Source organism: Devosia alba, assembly GCF_039938915.1.
GTDB classification, from domain to species: domain Bacteria; phylum Pseudomonadota; class Alphaproteobacteria; order Rhizobiales; family Devosiaceae; genus Devosia; species Devosia alba.
Genome location: NZ_JBDUUI010000002.1, coordinates 83123 through 98507 on the forward strand (window position 1 = coordinate 83123; position 15385 = coordinate 98507).

Sequence of the window (15385 nt, forward strand, 5' to 3'; positions counted from 1 at the left end):
GGGCGGATCAGTAGTTGGCGCCGCCAGCGATTTCGCGCAGTTCCAGCACGATATTGGACAGCCCATTGTCGATGTGCAGCTGCATGAACTCGCTGGCGAGTGCCGTCGCGGCCTGCAGATCGGGCGCCTCGAACACCGCATAGCCTCCAATGACTTCCTTGGCTTCGGCAAACGGGCCGTCCGTGAGCGCCACGGCGCCGGTCTGGCCCATCAGGCGCTTGCCTTCGCTGGCAGGCTTGAGGCCGCCGGTCGAGACAAGCGAGCCGGCTGCCAGGTTTTTCTCCATCCAGGGGCCCATGGCATCCATCAGCCCTTGCGGGATGTCTTCGGACTTGAGGTCGGCGGGCGGGATGATACTCATGAAATAGCGCATTGGAATTCTCGGGGTTGAGGGACAAAAACAGCAAGGTTCACACTGACACAACGGATGAGCATGCCCAAAACCGACATGCCCGGCCGATTTCGGCAAATTTTCCCGGCCCGCGTCTCACCGCTTCGTCATTAACCCTGCCGCAGTCTGCCACCATCTCGCCGCCATCGCCGTGTTAAGCTCTGCTTGACGTTCAGGGGGCCCCGGGAAAAAATGCAACTCAAGCCGAACGCCTATCGTCTCAACGAAACGGTCAAGAGCGTCGAGACCATGACGCGCTTTGCCCTGGCCGTGCTCGCCCTGGCCTCGGGCGTTTATACCTATCTGGGGGTGCGCGGCCTGCTCGATGGCTCGGCCAGCTTTGTGTTCTTTGCCGCCATCATCTATTCGGCCGCCGTTTCGGTGGCGATCTATGCCTTCTGGAGCTTCATGCTGCGCTTTGTGCCGCTGGTCACCTCGGGCGTGCAGCGCCTTGCGCTGTTTTTGACCATGGCCATTGGCTGCGCCATGATCATTGCCATGAGCAGCTGGCTCAACGCCGCTGCGCTGGCCGGCTCCGCCGCGCTCGAACAGCACATGGCGGTGACGCTGCAGGGCTATGCCGAAGATCTCGACGCCGCCCATGCCAATGCGCTGGCCAGCCAGAGCCTGCTGCCCGACGTGCAGCGCGCCGCCGAGCGCTTTGCGGGCCTGGCCGCTGACGAACGCGAGAGCGGCGCCCTGACCGGCACCACCGGCTCGGGCAGCGTGGTGCAATTGCTCACCCAGATGAGCGCGCAGATGACCCAGCTCAGCACCACCATCACCAGCAATCGCGACGCGGTGGCGGGCCTGTTCGAACAGGGCTCGACGCGGCTGGCCAGCATGCGCGAACTGGTCTCCACCCCCGGCGCGGTTGCGCCGCGCTCGGACAGTTTCCAGACCGAGGCGGTGCAGCTGTCTGCCGTGATCGCCGCGCTGCAGCAGACCGACATTGCCGCCTCGGTCAAGCGCGCTGCTGCCGATCTCAGCGCCGGCTTCATTGCCCCTGTGGCCAATGGGCAAAGCGCGGACCTTGCCAATCGGCAGGACCAGGTGATGGAGACGGTGCGCGTTTCGGTGGCGGCCCAGTCCACCGCGCTCAGCGCGGCAGCCGATGAGATTCTGGCCACCCCCGCCGTCGAGCAACGCCGCTTCGTGCCGCTCTCGAGCGCCGAGGCGGTGATCCGCTACTGGTCCGATTTCATCCCCAGCTGGGCCGGCGCCATTTCCATCGACCTGCTGCCCGTGGTGCTGGTTCTGGTGCTGATGATCGTCAATGACGCGATGCGCCAGGAATCGCAGTCACTGGCCGAGGCGGAAAACATCACCGCCGCCGAAATGCTGCGCGCCATGGCCCTGTTCCGCCAGATGGAGGCCGCCGGCATCGCGGTGGCAACCGGCCCGCCGGGGCAGGACAGCGCCAGTGAGCCTGAACCCGCGCCAGCGGCACCGCCCCTGGCCGCCGAGGCGCCTGGGGCCGACGGCACCGTCACCCCCATTGACGCAGCCCAGCGCAAGCGCACCGACGCGCCGCGCCCCGCATGACCGCCCCGGCCACCACCGCAGCCGCGCCCCTGCGCCGGGCCGTGCAACGCCTGGGCGCCATTGATGACGGCGCCCTGCTGCGGCTGGTCTTTTTTGCCCTGCTGGCCGGGGTTGCCGCCATGCTGTTTGTCGATTTCCGCGAGCTGGCGGCCACCCAGGACGCCAGCCTCGACCAGCCGCTGCAACCCATCCTGCCGCCAGCGCTGGAGGGACCAAATCCCGGCCCGATGCCGGCGATCACTACCGATCCGGCGCTGTTGCAGCAACCGCTCGACATCGCCCTGGGCAGTGGTGGCGTGCTGACGCTGACCGGCACGATCGACCCCGGCGCCGCAGCCCGCTTTGCCAGCGAGATTGCCGCCCGCGGTGAATATGTGCAGACCGTGCAGCTTGATTCGCCCGGCGGCGCGGTGCGCGATGCCCTGGCCATTGGCGAGCTGATCCATGACAAGGGCCTGGCCACCCAGGTGCTGGCCGGGGCGCTCTGCGCCTCCTCCTGCCCGATCATCTTTGCCGCCGGCACGACCCGCAGCGCCAGCCCGGCCTCGGCCATTGGCGTGCACCAGCTCTATGCCACCGCCCTGGCCGGCGCCACGCCGGACGCCCTGCGCATGGCCGGCGCCGCAATGAGCGACGCACAAGCCACCACCGCCGAAATTATCACCGCCCTGACACGCAGCGGCGTCGATCCGGCGCTCTGGCTGCATGCGCTGCAGACGCCGCCCGAGCGGCTGTATTATTTTTCGGTCGAGGAGATGCAGCGTCTCAATCTTGTTACTGTCCTGCTGCAGGATTGAGACTATTGTGATGGAACGGCGCCCGCGTCAGCCCCGTTGAATCTGATCAGCATGGCTCTTTGGAGGAGGAACGCCAGCATGTCCAAGTCCCCTGTCGGCAACAAGACATTGATCGGCCATAGTGACATCCGCACCTGGGTCGCCAATCGTCACGGCGTGCCTGCCATTGCCCGGGTGCGCAACCGCTTTGGCGAGGAGCGGGCCCAGCTCAAGCTGCGCTTCGGCCGGGCCGGCAAATCGAGCCCACCCAGCCCTGTCGCCGACGAAACGGCCGGATTGAGCCCCTGTTCCTGGGTCGCCTGGCTGGCCGAGCTTGACCGCCAGCAACTCGCCCTCAAGGTTGAACCCGACGCCGACGGCTTTGAATTCGTCGAGCGCCGCGACGACAACTAGTCCGGGTCAGGACTCATTGATCCAGAAGATGACTGTTGCTGCGATGCAGATTGCCGAGAAGAATGTGTGGGCGCATCGGTCGTATGTTGTTGCGATGCGACGCCAGTCCTTGAGCTTTGCGAACAGGTTTTCAACCCGGTGGCGTTGGCGATAGATGGCCTTGTCGTATGGGAACGGGACCTTCCGGCTGCGGCTCGAAGGAATGCAGGGTTCAATGCCCTTGTCGGTAAGGGCTTGTCTGAACCAGGCGCTGTCGTAGCCCCTGTAGGCGATCAAGTGAGAGGCGGCAGGCAGTTCATCGAGCACCATGCCGGCGCCCTTGTGGTCGCTGACCTGACCGGCGCTGAGCTTGAGGATGATCGGGCGGCCCAGTTGGTCGCAGACGGCATGGAGCTCGGAGTTCAGCCCGCCCTTGGTGCGCCCGATATGGCGGGGAACATCCCCTTTTTTAAAAGGCTCGCCGCCGTGCGATGAGCCTTCAAGTGCGTTGCATCGATCATGATCCGCTCTGGCCTGGGGCCATCCTGGCTCAACGCCACGAAGATCTTGTCGAACACTCCCAGCCGGCTCCAGCGCATGAAGCGGTTGTAGAGCGTCTTATGCGGGCCATAGCCCTTGGGCGCATCCTTCCACATCAGGCCGTTGCGGATCACATAGACGATCCCGCTCACCACCCGCCGATCATCCACCCGCGGCACACCGTGCGCTAACGGAAAATGCGGCGACAACCGAGCCATCTGAGCCTCGCTCAACAAAAACAAATCACCCATCAGACCCTCCAATGGAGAATCTGAATCACAGATCATTGCAAATTAACAGGTCCTGACCCTAGTCCATTTCGCCGTTTGGCTGAAACGGTCACACGGCTGCGAGTCCTGATTTGTCGCGTTTTCGAACGGCCACAGGGGAGCCGCTTTTGCTGAGGACGCTCTAGGACCGGCGCGAGACCTGGCGACGATCGGCACTGGCCGGTGCCGACACCGCCTCGACGACGTCCAGGCAGATGCGGTTGCGCCCGGTTCTCTTGGCCTGATAGAGCGCGGCATCGGCCCGGCGCAGCAGGTCGAACAGGCCCTCATCGGCTCTGAGCTGGGCAATCCCGAAGCTGGCAGTCGGTTGCAACTCCGGCGCCTGGCTGATCAGGCCCCTGGTGCCGAATGGCGTGCGGACCCGCTCGGCGAACAATTGCGCCGAGTGTAGACCGCTGCCCGGGGCCAGGGCGGCAAATTCCTCGCCCCCCAGGCGTCCCAGCACGGTCCCCCTCACCGTCATGGTGCCAAGGCTGGCGGCGTCCTGCAGGGTTTGCGCAAAGCTCCTGATCACCGCGTCGCCGACATCATGGCCATGCTGGTCATTGATGGCCTTGAAGTGATCGAGATCGGCCACCACCACGCTCACCGGCACCCCGCTCCGGCGCGCCGCGGCAAGCAGTGCTTCGGCGTGATCCTCAAAACCGCGCCGGTTGAGCAGACCCGACAGCGGATCGGTTTCCGATTGGGCCCGCATCTCCGTGGTGGTGTCGCGCAGAATGATCACCAGCATCAAAATGCCATTGCCGATCAGCAGCACCGCCCCCACCGCCTGCGATATCGCCGCATAGCTGGTGCCGATATAGGCCTGCGCATTGGCGCCCGAGCCCAGCGCCACAGCGAGAAACGACTTGCCCAGAAAATGCAGCGCACCCAGCACCTGAATGGCCAGCAGCACCAGATCGAGCACATGCCGCCGTCCCGAGCGCAGCACGACCAGGGCCCCGATCAGCAGCATCAGCGCATAGGGGGCCTGATACAGCAGGCCGCGCAGCAGCGAGTTGCGCTCCATGTCATAAATCAGCACGATATCGATGAACGAGGCGATGAGCAGCCCGCCCAGCAACAGCCAGGGCGGATCGACGCGATAATTGCGCGCCAGGCCCACCGCGCTCGCGGCCAGGGCCAAAAGGAACACCATGAAGATGGCGATGCCGAGCGGGCGCGGATCGCTCTGGAGCGGCAGGATAATCTCCAACCCAAAATTGACCAGCCCGGCGCAATAGGCCAGGGCCAGCCAGCGCGCGCCGGTGGCGATGCGGGCATTGACGGCCACGACAGTAAATGCCGTGACGAACAGGCCGGCCACACAGAAGTTGATGGCCAGAACGAATGCTGCGGCGCTCATAAATCAATCCGGGCGAAAAAATGTTGCGCCATGCTAGACGACGCAGCCGCAATGAGACGTTAACAGCGCCGCCGCCAAGGCAAACTTCGCAACAGGGTCAGGCGCGCGGGGTTACATCAAAGGCCTTGGCCACCAGTTCGTAGGAACGCCGGCGCAGCTGGTAGCTGTGCATGGTGGTGGTGATCATCACCTCGTCGGCAGCGCAGGCCTCGGCCTTTTCGGCAATGGTATCGCGCACCGTGCTGGGCGAGCCGACGATCCACAGGCTCGACTGGTGATCGATCACCGCCTGCTGCTGCGGCGTCAGCACCCTGGCATGGGCCTCTTCCGGGCTCATCAGCTTGCGCTGCTCGCCCGAGGTGAACAGCGCCCAGCTCACCGCCTGCGAGCGCGACAGATACTGCGCCTCTTCGTCGGTGGGCGCGCACACCACCGAGACACACAGCATGGTCTGCGGCGCGGGGAATTCCACGGTCGGCTGGAAGGCCTGCCGATAGGCCGCAAAGGCCGGCGCGGCCGGGGTATGGCTGAAATGGGCGGCAAAGGCATAGCCAAAGCCCAATTGCCCGGCCGCCTGGGCGCTCGAGCCCGACGAGCCGAGCAGCCATTTAGGCGGCAAGCGCACCCCGCCCGGCGACACCGGCACGCGTGAATAGGGATGATCGGGCGGAAAACCGTCTTCATCAAACGCCATCAGCTCGGCCAGATAGCTGGCGAACTCCTCGCCACCACCACTGCGCAGCGCCCGCATGGCATAGCCATCGCCGCCCGGTGCGCGGCCCAATCCAAGGTCAATGCGGCCCGGATGGAGCGCTTCGAGGGTACGATAGGCCTCGGCAATGCGCAGCGGCGCATGGTTGAGCAGCATGACGCCGCCCGAGCCGACGCGAATGCCGGTGGTGTGCGCCGCCGCGCTGCCGATCAGGATTTCGGGGACCGAGGAGGCGATGGACGGCATGCCGTGATGCTCGGCATACCAGAGCCGCGTATAGCCCAGGCCGTCGGCCGCCCTGGCCAGCGCGATGGTTTCAGCCATGGCCTGCGCGGTGGTGCTGCCTTCGGCGATCGGGGCGAGGTCCTGCAGTGACAGAGCGAAGGGGGCGGTCATGGCAATCACATGGTTGAGAACAATTGCCCGCCTTGTATCGTCAAATTACGATGAAAGCGAGGCGCCTTGTGGCCGCACGGTCACAAAATCACGCCAATGCGCCACACCACGTTGACTCAATGGCAATATTGCCGCCTTTACTGTGCATCAGCCTTGGGGGTCCGTCGTGTCGAAACTGCACTTTGCTCTACTTGCCATCGCAGCATCGATGAGTTTGGCGACCCCAGCCCAGGCCCAGAGCCTGACCGCGCCTGAACCCTTTGCCGATGTGGTCGACGAGCTGCGCATCGGCCTGCATGCCCATGACGTCAGCTATATCCTGTTTCCCCCGCCCTGGGAGTACAAGCTCAACCAGATCGAGGACGTCAGCTTCGAGGTGCTGTTCAAATCGCCCGACCTCGACGCCTTCCGCTGGATCGGCTCGCCCCGTCCCGATCTGGGCGTCACCATCAATACCGATGGCCAGGACAGCCTGCTGCACCTGAGCCTGACCTGGCAGCTGCCGATCTTTGACACCCCGCTCTACCTCGAAGGCGCCTTCGGCGGCGCGGTGCATAATGGCTATCTGACCGGCTCGCCCGACGACACGCGCTACGCCAATTTCGGCTGCCGGCTGAATTTTTACGAGCGCTATGGCATTGGCGCCCATGTCAGCGACACTGTAACGGCAACGCTGACCTATGAGCACACGTCCAATAATGGCTGGTGCGACATGAATCAGGGCCTGTCCAATGTCGGCCTGCGCCTGGGCTGGAAGTTCTAGACGGGGCAAACGGACCGGTCAGGCCACCTGCCCGGCGGCCCAGCCCGAGGCCCAGGCCCACTGGAAATTATAGCCGCCCAGCCAGCCGGTGACATCGACCACCTCGCCGACGAAATAAAGGCCCGGCACGTCCCGCGCGGCCATGGTCCTGGCGTCGAGATCGCGCGTATCGACCCCCCCCAGCGTCACTTCGGCCGTGCGATAGCCTTCCGAGCCGACCGGCTTCAGCGTCCAGGCCTTGAGGATCGCTTCGACCACGGCCAGCTTCTTGTCGGAAAAATCCCCGATCATGCCGGTCATGTCGAGCTCTTCGCCCAGCAGCTGGGCCAGCTTGCGGGGCAAAAAGCCCGCCAGCACCGTCTGGATCTGCAGCTTGGGCGTCGCCCGGCGCGCCGCGCGCAGCTTTGCGCCGGCATCCTCATGCGGCAGCAGATCCACCGCGATGGCATCGCCCTCGCGCCAATAGGACGAGATCTGCAGGATGGCCGGCCCCGACAGGCCGCGATGGGTAAACAGCAGCGCTTCCTCGAACGCGGTCTTGCCATGGCTGACAATGGCATCGGTGGCGATGCCCGATAGCGCCTTGAGCTTTTCCAGCGCCCCGGTCTCAAAGGTCAGCGGCACCAGGCCCGGCCGCGTCTCGGTCAGCCGCAAGCCGAACTGGCTGGCCAGCTGATAGCCCAGGCCGGTCGCGCCCATTTTGGGAATCGACTTGCCGCCGGTGGCGACGATCAGGGACTCGCAGGTGATCGAGGAGGTGCTCAGCTGCAGCGAAAAACCGTCCGTACCGCGGTCCACCGCCTCGACGCTGGTTTCGAGCACCAGCGTCACCCCGGCCTTGCGCATTTCATTGAGCAGCATGGAATTGATCTGCGTCGCCGGCCCGTCGCAGAACAGCTGGCCCAGGGTCTTTTCATGGAACTGGATGCCGTGATCCCTGACCATGGCGATGAACATGTCGGGCGTGTAACGGCTGAGCGCCGACAGGGCAAAGCGCGGATTGGCGCTCAGGAAACGATCGCGGCCCTTGTCGATGGTGGCGTGGATATTGGTGAAATTGCAGCGCCCGCCGCCCGAGATGCGAATCTTTTCGCCGGCATATTTGCGGTGGTCGACCAGCAGCACCGAGCGCCCGCGCCGCCCGGCCTCGATGGCGGCCATCATGCCGGCAGCGCCGGCGCCAAGAATGACGACATCATAGTGAGGCATGGGGCGGTCCTGTGCGCAAGCGGGAACGCCCGGCATAGGGCAAGCGTGGGTCCCTGCCAAGCCGAACCGTCATGGCCACGCGCAGCCATTGGGCGGAGATGGGCCGGGAGGAGCCAAGGACGAGCATTGACTAAATCCTACAGTGGAGTATGACTTCGCCTGCTTTTCCAACCAAGCAGTCCATGATGCACAGCGTGTTTTCCATTGCTGACCTGGCACTCACCCGGCGCACCGCCGGGGGCGTCGTTGCGCTCATGGCCAAAACCGCCAAAACCACCAAAACCGCCTGACGCTTTTCCCCGGGTCGTCTCCCGACGGGGAGAGGCTGATCCGAATGGCCGCAAACCGCAAGGGTTTGCGCGGGGGCGAAAATGGTAAGGGACTGGAGTTCCAAAAATGGGTTATCGCGTCGCTGTCATCGGTGCCACAGGCAATGTGGGCCGTGAAGTTCTCAATATTCTGGCGGAACGCAAGTTCCCCGCCTCCGAGGTGATCGCACTCGCCTCCTCGCGCTCCACCGGCCGCGAAATCTCCTATGGCGACAAGATCCTCAAGGCCAAGAACCTTGAAAATTTCGACTTCAAGGGCGTCGATTTCGCCATCATGTCGGCGGGTTCGGAGATTTCCAAGGACTGGGGTCCGCGCATTGCCGCCTCGGGCTGCATCGTCATCGATAATTCGAGCTTCTGGCGCTACGATTCCAATGTGCCGCTGATCGTGCCCGAAGTGAACGGCCCCTCGCTCGGCCCCTGGCTGGCCAATGGGAACCGCAAGAACATCATCGCCAACCCCAATTGCTCGACGGCCCAGCTGGTGGTGGCGCTCAAGCCGCTGCACGACTTTGCCAAGATCAAGCGCGCCGTGGTGTCGACCTACCAGTCGGTGTCGGGCGCCGGCAAGGAGGGCGTTGACGAGCTGTGGAACCAGACCAAGGGCATTTTCGTCAACGACAATCCCGGCAATGGCAGCAAGTTCCCCAAGCAGATTGCCTTCAACGTCATTCCCCATATCGACGTCTTCATGGAAGACGGCTCGACCAAGGAAGAGTGGAAGGTGATGGCCGAAACCAAGAAGATCCTTGATCCCAAGATCAAGGTGACCTGCACCGCCGTGCGCGTGCCGGTGTTTGTCGGCCATTCCGAAGCCATCAATCTCGAATTCGAGAACCCGATCAGCGCGGACGAAGCGCGCGACATCCTGCGCGAGGCGCCGGGGGTGACGGTGCTCGACAAGCGCGAGCCTGGTGGCTACGCCACCCCGGTCGAATGCGTCGGCGAATACGACACCTTTGTCAGCCGCATCCGCGAGGACACCACCATCGAGAACGGTCTCAATATCTGGGTTGTCTCGGACAACCTGCGCAAGGGCGCCGCGCTCAACACCATCCAGATCGCCGAAACGCTGATCGAGCTGGGCCTCAAGCCACGCAACGCGGCCACCGCCGCCTGACCGAGGGCTGAGAACGACGCAGGGCGGCTCTGCACAGAACACTCTCCCTCCCCTGGTGGGGAGGGATTAAGGGTGGCGGGCGTTCGGGCATTCCGACCCTGTCCAGACCACCCCACCCAGCCCTCCCCACCAGGGGGAGGGAGCCAGATCGAGCGCCTGCTGGCATCGCGCTTAACAGCTCTGCAGGTGACCATGCCGCTACGCGACCTCCTTCTCGCCCTTGGCGTCGTGATCATCTGGGGCCTCAATTTCGTGGCCATCAAATGGGGCGTCGACGAAGTCTCGCCCTATATGCTGACGGCCCTGCGCTATATCGGCTGCGTGCTGCCCGCCATTTTCTTCGTTCGCCGGCCCGCCGTCAGCTGGAGCCTGCTGCTGGCCTATGGCATGAGCGTGGGCGTGCTGCAGTTCAGCTTCCTGTTTTCGGCCATCGGCATGGGCATGCCGGCCGGGCTGGCGAGCCTGGTCATGCAGATGCAGGTGTTTTTCACCATGGGACTGGCCGCCCTGTTTCTGGGCGAGCGCCCGACCCCGTTGCGCCTGACCGGCGCGGCCATTGCCCTGCTCGGGCTGCTGACCATCGGCATCGAACATCTCGGCGGCGCCGTGCTGGTGCCGCTGCTGATGACGCTGGTGGCCTCGCTGTTCTGGGCCATGTCCAACATCGTCACCAAGCGCGCCGGCAAGGTCGATATGTTTGCCTTTGTCATCTGGGGCAGCCTGATCCCGCCGCTGCCCATGCTGGCGCTGGCCCTGCTGCTGGAAGGACCCGGCGCCGTGACCAGCCTTGTCAGCATCAGCCCGCAGGCCCTGTTCTCGGTGCTGTTCATTGCCTATGGCTCAACCCTGCTCGGCTATGGCGGCTGGGCCATTCTGCTCGGACGCCACCCTGCCGGACTGGTGGCGCCCTTTGCCCTGCTGGTGCCGGTGGTCGGCTTTGCCGCGGCCTTCGTGCTGCTCGGTGAAGCCGTGTCGCCGCTCGAACTGGCCGGCAGCGTGCTGATCTTTGCCGGCCTGATGCTCAATGTGTTCGGACCGCGCCTGCTGGCCCGGCTGCGGCCTGCCTGATGCCGATCCGTCACATCGCCCTGGCGCTGCTGGTGGTCGCCATCTGGGGCTTCAATTTCGTCGTCATCAAGCTCAGTGTCGCCGCCCTGCCACCCCTGCTGGCCGCCGCCCTGCGCTTTCTGTTTGCCGCCCTGCCGCTGGTGTTCTTCATCAAACCGCCCAAGGTGGCCTGGCCACTGGTCGTGGCCTATGGCTTTGCCTTCGGCGTTGGGCTCTATGGCTTTCTCAACCTGGCCATGGCCTGGGGCATGTCGGCGGGCCTGAGTTCGCTGGTGCTGCAGACCCAGGCGTTTTTTACCATGGCGCTGGCCTTTGTGCTGCTGGGCGAACGCCCGCGCAGCGTGCAGGTGCTGGGGGCCGCCATCGCCTTTGCCGGCATTGCGGTGATCGGTGCCGACCGGCTGGCCGGAGCGGCGCTGCTGCCGCTGGGCATGACGCTGCTGGCCGCGCTGTGCTGGGGCGCCGCCAATATCCTGATCAAGAAGGCGGGCAAGGTTGACCCGGTCTCGCTCACCGTCTGGGGCGCCCTGGTCGTGCCGTTGCCACTTCTGGCGCTGTCCCTGCTGTTTGAAGGGCCGCTGGCGGTGTCGGACGCCCTGCTGGGCTTTGGCTGGGGCGATGCCGCGCTGATCGCCTTCCTTGCCTACCCCGCAACCTTGCTTGGCATGGCGATCTGGAGCTGGCTGCTCGGCCAGCACCCCGCCTCGGTGGTCGCGCCCTTTACCCTCCTGGTGCCCATTACCGGTCTGGCTTCGGGCTATCTGGTGCTGGGCGAAACCATCTCCTCGATCGAGATCGTCGGGGCGCTGCTGGTCATTGCCGGCCTGCTGGTAACTTTGCTGCGGCCCCGCGCGACACCCCTGCTCTAGCCCGCCTGCCCCGCCAGACGAACAAGGCCACCCCAATTGCTTGGGGTGGCCTTGCGATGCCCGTGAGGGGCATTTGCTTACATGGCGGCGGGCGCAGCCGATGCCAGCAGGCCATACTCTTCGGCCGACAGTTCGCCATTGGCATCCGTATCGGCCGCCGCAAAGGCTTCTGCCGTCAGCTCGGGCCAGGCGACCTGAGCTTCTTCAAGCGTCACGGCACCGCTCGCATCGGCATCGACGGCGACGAAGTCAGTGGCAGCCTGCGCAAAGGCAGCGCCGGACAGGCCAAGGACGACGAGGGTGGAGAGAACGATCTTTTTCATAGCAGGTGGCTCCGATTAGTGAGTCGGTAAGCGGTGACCGGTCAACCGGCCCCCGACGCGCTGCAGCTTGGCAGCCCGTGCCACAGACAATGCTCAGCCATTGTGTTCGACAAGGGCCGGAAGCGGGGCAGATATCGGGAGAATATCGGGTAACTTTGGGGCAGTATGAGCAACAATAAGGCGCGCGTTTTTGCTGTAGATCTTACCCGTTTCGCCCGGTCTATAATTCAATCACACGAACGTATTTACGCTGCGCGGAGACAATGCTGAACAACAAGTGTGCTGTTGCGTCGAACAACGCGCAATGACCAGCGTTCACGGGGGCGTGAAACTGGTCAGGACGCAATTTTATGCGTGTTCGAACACTGCGCGCAGGCCGATCTTGCCGGCTGGCAACTGGAACCTGCTACAGATCGGGCCGCAGGAAATCGCCGGTTTCGCTGTCCATGATCCACAATTCACCGGTCGAGATGTCGAACCAGGCACCATGCACCGCCAGTTTGCCCTCGGCCTCGAGGTCGGCGACATAGGGAAAGGTGCGCAGATTGGCAATCGAGTTGCGAATCGAGATGCGCTCCAGCGCCGTCTGCCGCTCACCGGGCGTCATCAGTTCATTGTGGCCGATCTGCTCGGGCAGGCCGCCCAGCATTTTCATCCATTTGCCGATGAAGTCCCCGCTGTCGAGCGGGCTGGAATCGGGACTGAGCGCCGCCTTGATGCCACCGCAGCGGCCATGCCCCATGACCACGATATTGGCGATGCCCAGCGCCTTGACGGCAAACTCGATGCCCGCCGAGGTACCGTGCTGGCCACCATCGGGCTGATAGGTCGGCACCAGATTGGCCACGTTGCGCAGCACGAACAATTCGCCCGGCGTGCTGTCGAAGATCATTTCAGGCGCGGCGCGGCTGTCGCAGCAGGCGATGATCATGGTCTGGGGGCTTTGACCGATACTGGCCAGATCCCGATAGCGATCTTTTTCGCGCGTATAGCGGCCAGCCATGAAGTTGGCGTGGCCTTTGAGCAGGTAGTCAGGAAATCTGTGCATGAAATTTCGAATAGCGCTAAGACGTCACAAGATCAATCGGGCGCGTGCAGCGCTCACGCATTGGGGGCATGCATGCTCATCTATCGATTTCTCACCGGCGAGGACGACGCCGCCTTCTGCCACAAGGTCACCAAGGCGCTCAGCCAGGGCTGGCAGCTGCATGGCGGACCGACCTATGCCTTTGACTCGCACAGCAAGAAAATGCGGGCCGGCCAGGCCGTCACCCGCGCGGCCAAGGATCAGCCCTATGATCCCGACAAGCCGCTGAGCGATTATTAGGCCGGCGTTCGGGGCGCGGGAATTTACGGCTGTTAAACAGGCGCAATGCTAGCCAGGGGCCTTTGCAGGCACTTTCCAGGACGGTTGGTCTATGTTCAAGAAGCACGTTATTCCCCTTGTTTGCGCTATTGTCGCATTTCTCCTGTTTTGGGGACTGTGCGGACTTGTCTTTCAGTACGTCCAGTTTGAGCCGGCGCTGATGGGCGCCGTAAAGCTCTTTGGAGCGGTCATTGTCGGGATAATCGTCAACAATGTCATGACGACGCGCGCGAACAAGGCCGCCGCTGAAATCCAATAACGCGATCAATGGTGGTGGCGCGTCGGGCCGGACTACAGGCCTGCCGCCAGCCGGAGTGCCAGCGCCTGCAGCAGCAGAACGGTTTTGGCGTCGGCGATGTCACCGGCCTCGATCATCGCCAGTGCCTGATCGAGGCCCAGCTCGAGCACTTCGATGTCCTCGCCCTCGGCCGCCAGGCCACCGCCCTGATGGGCCTGCTGGCCCGGCGTATAGCGGCCCAGATAGCAGGCGCATTTCTCGGTCAGCGACCCCGGGCTCATATAGACATTGCACAGCAGGACCAGATCCTCGCCCGCATAGCCGGTTTCCTCCAGCGCCTCGCGCCGCGCCGCAAGCGCGGGCGCCTCGCCATCCAGCATGCCCGCCGGCACTTCGATCAGCCAGGCCGGATCGCCATTGAGATAGACCGGCAGGCGGAACTGCCGGGTCAGGATCACCGTGCGCGCCTGTGGCGCATAGAGCAGGACGGCTGCGGCGCTGCCATGGTCATAGACCTCGCGCGTCACCGTCTGCTCGCTGCCGTCGCGCCTGCCATGCGTCACCTCGTAATTGTCGAAGCGCCCCCAATTGTGGCTGAGCTTGGTCACCCGATTGATCTTGACCTTGCTGGACATGCGGTCTCCCCAGATTCTGTGCCGGCGCTATGGCGCAAATCTGCCGCTGGCGCCAGCCATGTTGGCCCAACAGGGCGTTATTGCCCCCTTGCACTGCCGCGGCGCACCGGCGCAGGCGGCCCAGACTTTGCGAAACGCGCACATTGCGTGCGCTATACGAACAAAGTTCGCTTATCGCCAAAAGTAGCAGGCCAAGGGCGGTTAACCGCTTTGATTTTGTAACCTTTGGGGTCTAGAAGACTCGAACCATTCCAAACTGCGGCGGTGATTTCCGCCCGCCAGCGAGGCCTCATGACGGTTCGATCCCGCCCGCTTTCTCCCCATATCCAGATCTATCGCTGGACCATCACGATGACGATGTCGATCGCCCATCGCGCCACCGGCATTGCCCTTTATGCCGGCACCGCCCTGCTGGTGCTCTGGCTCGGCGCCGCCGCGATCAGCCAGCAGGCGCTCAATCCGGTCAATGACCTGTTTGGCAGCTGGTTTGGCCAGCTGGTGCTGTTTGCCTATAGCTGGGCCATTCTGCATCACATGCTGGGCGGCATCCGCCACTTCATCTGGGATGTCATCATCGGCATGGAGCCCGGCAAACGCGAAGCCCTGGCCTGGGCCAATCTGGTGGGCTCGATTGTGCTGGCCCTGCTGGTCTGGACCATTTTTGTGTGGGTGGGCTGATATGACCGACCGTATTCCTGACGCCGTCATCGCCAATCCCACCTCCCGCTACGGCGATGCCAAGGCCTCGACCCGCCATTTCATCACCCAGCGGCTGACCGGCGCGATCAATATCGTCTTTGTCGGCTTTCTGGCCTTCATCGTGCTGCGCCTGGCCGGCCAGGACCGCCCCGACATGGTGGCTACCATTGGCAATGCCTGGGTCGGCCTGCCGCTCGCGGCGCTGCTTCTGGTCGTCACCATTCACATGCGCAATGGCATGCGCGACACGCTGGAAGACTATTTCCACGGCGCCGCCTACCAGCGCTACATGATGCTCAACACCGCGTTCTGCATCCTCATCGCGGTGGCCGGCGTGGCCGCCATTCTCAAGCTCGTCTTCTGGGGTTAGTGACC

19 protein-coding genes are annotated in these 15385 nt (G+C 63.9%); 11 read left to right on the plus strand and 8 right to left on the minus strand.

The features are described from left to right. Nucleotides 1–7: 7 nt before the first annotated feature. Entirely contained in the window at nt 8–361 is a 354-nt protein-coding gene (locus tag ABFY71_RS02875) for a YciI family protein (RefSeq protein WP_347944595.1), read from the minus strand. Nucleotides 362–583: 222 nt separating this feature from the next. Between ABFY71_RS02875 and ABFY71_RS02880 the strand changes: the two genes are divergently transcribed. The 3 genes from ABFY71_RS02880 (at nt 584) to ABFY71_RS02890 (ending at nt 3126) form a co-directional block, all read left to right on the plus strand. Then, nucleotides 584–1936: a hypothetical protein gene (locus ABFY71_RS02880; RefSeq protein ID WP_347944596.1), complete on the plus strand. Its 1353-nt coding sequence runs from the start codon at nt 584–586 to the stop codon at nt 1934–1936. Further along, a complete protein-coding gene (locus ABFY71_RS02885) occupies nt 1933–2733 on the plus strand; it encodes a COG3904 family protein (RefSeq protein ID WP_347944598.1) in 801 nt (266 codons plus the stop codon). Before ABFY71_RS02880 ends, ABFY71_RS02885 begins: the two co-directional genes overlap by 4 nt. Before the next feature lie 78 nt (nt 2734–2811). After that, a complete protein-coding gene (locus ABFY71_RS02890) occupies nt 2812–3126 on the plus strand; it encodes a hypothetical protein (protein ID WP_347944599.1) in 315 nt (104 codons plus the stop codon). 6 nt (nt 3127–3132) lie between these two features. Here ABFY71_RS02890 and ABFY71_RS02895 read toward each other — a convergent pair. The 3 genes from ABFY71_RS02895 to ABFY71_RS02905 all read right to left on the minus strand — a co-directional run bounded on the left by ABFY71_RS02895 (nt 3133) and on the right by ABFY71_RS02905 (nt 6391). Beyond that, a protein-coding gene (locus ABFY71_RS02895; RefSeq protein WP_347944600.1) for an IS5 family transposase occupies nt 3133–3896 on the minus strand; the annotation gives its coding sequence in 2 pieces (ribosomal slippage) (nt 3133–3563 and nt 3563–3896; 765 coding nt in all). A gap of 160 nt (nt 3897–4056) precedes the next feature. After that, nucleotides 4057–5283 carry a GGDEF domain-containing protein gene (locus ABFY71_RS02900; RefSeq protein WP_347944601.1) on the minus strand — a complete coding sequence of 409 codons (1227 nt, stop codon included), beginning with the start codon at nt 5281–5283 and terminating at the stop codon, nt 4057–4059. A gap of 97 nt (nt 5284–5380) precedes the next feature. Then, nucleotides 5381–6391: an LLM class flavin-dependent oxidoreductase gene (locus ABFY71_RS02905; RefSeq protein ID WP_347944602.1), complete on the minus strand. Its 1011-nt coding sequence runs from the start codon at nt 6389–6391 to the stop codon at nt 5381–5383. Nucleotides 6392–6557: 166 nt separating this feature from the next. Between ABFY71_RS02905 and ABFY71_RS02910 the strand changes: the two genes are divergently transcribed. Then, nucleotides 6558–7154 carry an acyloxyacyl hydrolase gene (locus ABFY71_RS02910; protein ID WP_347944603.1) on the plus strand — a complete coding sequence of 199 codons (597 nt, stop codon included), beginning with the start codon at nt 6558–6560 and terminating at the stop codon, nt 7152–7154. A gap of 18 nt (nt 7155–7172) precedes the next feature. Here ABFY71_RS02910 and ABFY71_RS02915 read toward each other — a convergent pair whose 3' ends face one another. Further along, nucleotides 7173–8363, minus strand: coding sequence for a BaiN/RdsA family NAD(P)/FAD-dependent oxidoreductase (locus tag ABFY71_RS02915; RefSeq protein WP_347944604.1), 1191 nt, complete (start codon nt 8361–8363; stop codon nt 7173–7175). 396 nt (nt 8364–8759) lie between these two features. On the opposite strand from ABFY71_RS02915, the gene ABFY71_RS02920 reads away from it, so the two are divergent. The 3 genes from ABFY71_RS02920 (at nt 8760) to ABFY71_RS02930 (ending at nt 11749) form a co-directional block, all read left to right on the plus strand. Next, a complete protein-coding gene (locus tag ABFY71_RS02920) occupies nt 8760–9812 on the plus strand; it encodes an aspartate-semialdehyde dehydrogenase (RefSeq protein WP_347944605.1) in 1053 nt (350 codons plus the stop codon). A 192-nt stretch (nt 9813–10004) separates the two neighbouring features. After that, nucleotides 10005–10880, plus strand: a complete 876-nt coding sequence (locus tag ABFY71_RS02925) for an EamA family transporter (protein ID WP_347944607.1) — start codon at nt 10005–10007, stop codon at nt 10878–10880. Beyond that, entirely contained in the window at nt 10880–11749 is an 870-nt protein-coding gene (locus tag ABFY71_RS02930) for an EamA family transporter (protein ID WP_347944608.1), read from the plus strand. The genes ABFY71_RS02925 and ABFY71_RS02930 overlap by 1 nt, the downstream gene beginning before the upstream one ends. Before the next feature lie 77 nt (nt 11750–11826). Here the strand turns inward: ABFY71_RS02930 and ABFY71_RS02935 are convergent, their stop codons facing one another. Together ABFY71_RS02935 and ABFY71_RS02940 are read right to left on the minus strand one after the other, a co-directional pair. Further along, complete coding sequence (locus ABFY71_RS02935) at nt 11827–12072, minus strand: EF-hand domain-containing protein (protein ID WP_347944609.1); 246 nt, start codon at nt 12070–12072, stop codon at nt 11827–11829. A 406-nt stretch (nt 12073–12478) separates the two neighbouring features. Beyond that, nucleotides 12479–13120, minus strand: coding sequence for a carbonic anhydrase (locus ABFY71_RS02940; protein ID WP_347944610.1), 642 nt, complete (start codon nt 13118–13120; stop codon nt 12479–12481). Between the two features lie 72 nt (nt 13121–13192). Between ABFY71_RS02940 and ABFY71_RS02945 the strand changes: the two genes are divergently transcribed. Then, nucleotides 13193–13399 (plus strand): DUF1737 domain-containing protein, encoded by a 207-nt coding sequence (locus tag ABFY71_RS02945; protein WP_347944611.1) that lies wholly within the window; start codon nt 13193–13195, stop codon nt 13397–13399. A 91-nt stretch (nt 13400–13490) separates the two neighbouring features. Further along, nucleotides 13491–13697: a hypothetical protein gene (locus ABFY71_RS02950; RefSeq protein ID WP_347944612.1), complete on the plus strand. Its 207-nt coding sequence runs from the start codon at nt 13491–13493 to the stop codon at nt 13695–13697. A 32-nt stretch (nt 13698–13729) separates the two neighbouring features. Here the strand turns inward: ABFY71_RS02950 and ABFY71_RS02955 are convergent, their stop codons facing one another. Then, complete coding sequence (locus ABFY71_RS02955; RefSeq protein WP_347944613.1) at nt 13730–14311, minus strand: NUDIX domain-containing protein; 582 nt, start codon at nt 14309–14311, stop codon at nt 13730–13732. 291 nt (nt 14312–14602) lie between these two features. Between ABFY71_RS02955 and sdhC the strand changes: the two genes are divergently transcribed. Together sdhC and sdhD are read left to right on the plus strand one after the other, a co-directional pair. After that, nucleotides 14603–14989: a succinate dehydrogenase, cytochrome b556 subunit gene (gene sdhC / locus ABFY71_RS02960; protein WP_347944614.1), complete on the plus strand. Its 387-nt coding sequence runs from the start codon at nt 14603–14605 to the stop codon at nt 14987–14989. Nucleotide 14990: 1 nt separating this feature from the next. Then, a complete protein-coding gene (sdhD, locus tag ABFY71_RS02965; RefSeq protein ID WP_305577032.1) occupies nt 14991–15380 on the plus strand; it encodes a succinate dehydrogenase, hydrophobic membrane anchor protein in 390 nt (129 codons plus the stop codon). The last annotated feature ends 5 nt before the right edge of the window (nt 15381–15385 follow it).